This is a genomic window from Streptomyces murinus (genome assembly GCF_002154555.1).
Lineage (GTDB): Bacteria > Actinomycetota > Actinomycetes > Streptomycetales > Streptomycetaceae > Streptomyces > Streptomyces murinus.
Map to the genome: position 1 here is coordinate 1 of NZ_MUNF01000887.1, position 3,261 is coordinate 3,261.

At 73.4% G+C, this 3,261-nt stretch carries 4 protein-coding genes; 2 read left to right on the forward strand and 2 right to left on the reverse strand.

Going from position 1 to position 3,261, the window contains the following annotated elements:
* Window positions 1-276: 276 nt before the first annotated feature.
* Window positions 277-708: a hypothetical protein gene (locus tag CCN72_RS36285; RefSeq protein ID WP_051850110.1), complete on the reverse strand. Its 432-nt coding sequence runs from the start codon at window positions 706-708 to the stop codon at window positions 277-279.
* Between the two features lie 84 nt (window positions 709-792).
* On the opposite strand from CCN72_RS36285, the gene CCN72_RS36290 reads away from it, so the two are divergent.
* Together CCN72_RS36290 and CCN72_RS36295 are read left to right on the forward strand one after the other, a co-directional pair.
* Window positions 793-1,566, forward strand: a complete 774-nt coding sequence (locus tag CCN72_RS36290; protein WP_085568839.1) for an MBL fold metallo-hydrolase — start codon at window positions 793-795, stop codon at window positions 1,564-1,566.
* A complete protein-coding gene (locus CCN72_RS36295) occupies window positions 1,563-2,195 on the forward strand; it encodes a DedA family protein (protein ID WP_244174661.1) in 633 nt (210 codons plus the stop codon). The genes CCN72_RS36290 and CCN72_RS36295 overlap by 4 nt, the downstream gene beginning before the upstream one ends.
* A gap of 26 nt (window positions 2,196-2,221) precedes the next feature.
* On the opposite strand, the gene CCN72_RS36300 is transcribed toward CCN72_RS36295, so the two are convergent.
* Complete coding sequence (locus CCN72_RS36300) at window positions 2,222-3,253, reverse strand: MBL fold metallo-hydrolase (RefSeq protein ID WP_086812609.1); 1,032 nt, start codon at window positions 3,251-3,253, stop codon at window positions 2,222-2,224.
* Window positions 3,254-3,261: the final 8 nt, after the last annotated feature.

Genomic DNA, 3,261 nt, shown 5'->3' on the forward strand with positions numbered 1-3,261 from the left:
GTGGAGACGGCCCATACGGCGACGCTGCGCCCGATCTGACGGGAGAGCCGCCGCCATCCGATCCGACCGGCGGACCGCCGCCACCCTACGCCCCGCACGCCCGCGCTTCCTCCGCTTCGACCCGCCCCCGCCCCGCGGCGAGGTCACCGTCCCGGTGCGCTGGGGCGACCGGGCCGCCCTCCACCTTGTCATACCGGCCGAGAACCACCCGAAAGAGTGATGGAGGGCTCACCGTCCGTGGTATCGGCGGGGTCGCCGTCCGTCGTATCCGCGGGATCACCGTCCGTCGTACCCGGCGGTCGGCATGGACAGCCGGCGGTGCACCCGGGCCTTCATCTGCGCGTCGTACGACGGTTCCGCCCGGCCCACCGTGACCACGCGCACCCCGCGCCGCGCGCACTCCGCGGTGAACTCCTCGACGGACGACAGGGCCCGGCGCAGCACCCGCAGACTGGGCACGACGAACAGGTCGACACCGGGGCGTACGCCGTCCCACAGGGCGCGGTGGTCGAAGCGGAGGCCGCCGACGAGCAGTTCCCGGGCGACGACATAGCCGTGTTCGTCGGCCCAGCGTGCGCACATGGCGTGCTGGGTGCGGCTGTCCACGAGAAAGGGGTCGGCGTCGAGTTCTTCGAGGGGGGTCAGACTGGCGATGGCGATGACCCGTGCCGGTGTGCGCGCGCCGGAGGCGCCCCGTGGTTGTCCCATGGCGTCCCCCTCACCTCCGGTTTTCGCCGCCGACCCTACTCCTGCCCGTAGGCTTCGGACAGGCGCGTGAAGGAGGCGAAGAAGGTGCCGGTGGAGATCACCTGGTGGGGTCATGCCACCTGCACGATCGAGGATTCGAACATACGAGTGCTCACCGATCCCCTGTTCGCCAGTCGGCTGGCGCATCTGCGGCGCCGGCGGGGCCCGCTCCCCTCCGCCGAGGCCCGCCGTGCCGACGTGGTGCTCGTCTCCCACCTGCACGCCGACCATCTGCATCTGCCGTCACTGGGGGCGCTCGACCCGGGCACACGCCTGCTTGTGCCCCGGGGCGCACTCCAGGTGGTGCCGGGTGTGCGCCGGCTGCGACACCTCCGCGTCACCGAGGTGGTCCCGGGGGACGAGATACGCGTCGGCGAGCTGCTGGTGCGGGTGGTGCCCGCACGGCACGACGGACGGCGGCTGCCGGTGGGCCCGCACCGCTCGCCCGCGCTGGGCTTCGTCGTCGAGGGGGAGGCGCGGACGTACTTCGCCGGGGACACCGGGCTGTTCGACGCGATGGCCGACTGGGTCGGACCGGTGGAGGTGGCGCTGCTGCCGGTCGGCGGCTGGGGACCGTTCCTCGGGGAGGGGCATCTGGACGCGGGCCGGGCAGCAGCGGCCCTCGACCTGCTGGCGCCGCAGGCGGCGATACCGGTGCACTACGGAACGTACTGGCCGATCGGCATGGACGCGGTGCGGCCGCATGAATTCCACTCCCCCGGCGACGAGTTCGTACGGCTCGCCGCCCTGGCCGCCCCGAAGGTGGCGGTGCACAAACCGGCGCACGGCGAGAGTGTCCGGCCGGCGGTCGCCCGGTGAGCCGGCCGGCGGTCGCGGCGGCGCTGGCCGCGGCGACGACGTCCGCGGTGCCGCCCGAGTCGACACAACAGGCGCTCGGTTACCCGTCGTTGTTCCTGCTGGTGCTGATCGGCGCGCTGGTGCCGGTGGTGCCGACCGGGGCGCTGGTGAGTTCGGCGGCGGTGGTGGCGTTCCATCAGACGGCGCCGTTCGCACTGGCGTTGGTGTTCGTCACGGCGTCGCTCGCGGCGTTCCTCGGGGACGCGGCGCTGTACTGGCTGGGACGGCGGGGGCTGCGGTCGCGGGGCGGCTCGCGGTGGCTGGAGGCGATACGGTCGCGGGCGCCGGAGGAGCGGCTGGAGCAGGCGCGGGGGAAGCTGGCCGACCACGGGGTCGCGGTGCTCGTCCTGTCCCGGCTGGTGCCGGCCGGTCGTATTCCGGTGATGCTGGCGTGTCTCATGGCGGAATGGCCGCTGCGGCGGTTCGCGCGGGGGAATGTGGCGGCGTGTCTGGCGTGGGCGGCGACGTATCAGGTGATCGGGATCGTGGGGGGTTCGCTGTTTCCCGAGCCGTGGGAAGGGGTGGTGGTGGCGGTGGCGCTGACCGTTGCGATCACGGCGGTTCCGGGACTGGTGCGGCGGTTCCGGTAGCGCCGCGAGACATCAGCCGCGAGGCATCAGTCGAGGGTTCTCGAAGAGCCGATCGGCATGTCCCACAGGTCCTCTCTGGGCAGGCCCGCCTTCTCCCACGCCGTTCGCACCCGGGTGAGTGGCTCCAGGACCGGTTCCGCCGAGAGGATGAAGGTGGCCCAGTGCATGGGGGCCATACGGTGGGCGCCCAGGTCGAGGGTGGCCCGGACGGCTTCCTCGGGGTCGCAGTGGACGTCGCAGAGCCACCAGCGGGGGTCGTAGGCGCCGATGGGCATCAGGGCGAGGTCGATACCGGGGTAGCGGCGGCCGATGCGGGAGAACCAGTGGCCGTAGCCGGTGTCCCCGGCGAAGTAGAGGCGCGGGCCACCGGGGGCGGTGAGGACCCAGCCGCCCCACAGACTGTGGCAGGTGTCGGTCAGGGTGCGCTTGGACCAGTGGTGGGCGGGCACGAAGTCGAAGCGGACGCCCGCCAGTTCGGCACCCTCCCACCAGTCCAGCTCGGTGACATGGGTGAACTCACGGCGCCGGAACCAGCGGCCGAGCCCGGCCGGTGCGAACACCGGGGTGTCACGCGGGAGTCGGCGCAGGGTGGGGGCGTCCAGATGGTCGTAGTGGTTGTGGCTGATGACCACCGCGTCGATCCGGGGCAACTGGTCCCAGGGCACCCCGACGGGGGTGATGCGGGCCGGGGTGCCGAGGATGCGCCGCGACCAGACCGGGTCGGTGAGCACGGTCAGACCGCCCACCTGGACGATCCAACTGGCGTGCCCCGCCCAGGTGACGGCGAGGGTGCCGGTGTCGGCGCGGGGCAGCGGGGCGGGCGCGTACGGCAGCCGGGAGATGTCGGCGAGGCCCTGCGCGTCGGGGCGTACGGCGCCCTCGCGGGCGAACCGGGCGAGGGCCTTGAGGCCGGGCAGCGGCGCGGTGAGCCGGTCGTGGAACGTGCGCGGCCACACCCGGCGTTCGCCCAGCGGACGGGGTTCGGCCAGCGGCGGGAAGGGGGGCGCGCCGCTGGCCGGACCCCGTCCGCTGGGCGAACGCCGGGTGTGGCCGCGCACGTTCCACG

What these genes read in the sequence shown, in the direction of transcription:
- CCN72_RS36285 (WP_051850110.1), bottom strand. Translation starts at nt 708, where the DNA reads ATGGGACAACCACGGGGCGCCTCCGGCGCGCGCACACCGGCACGGGTC.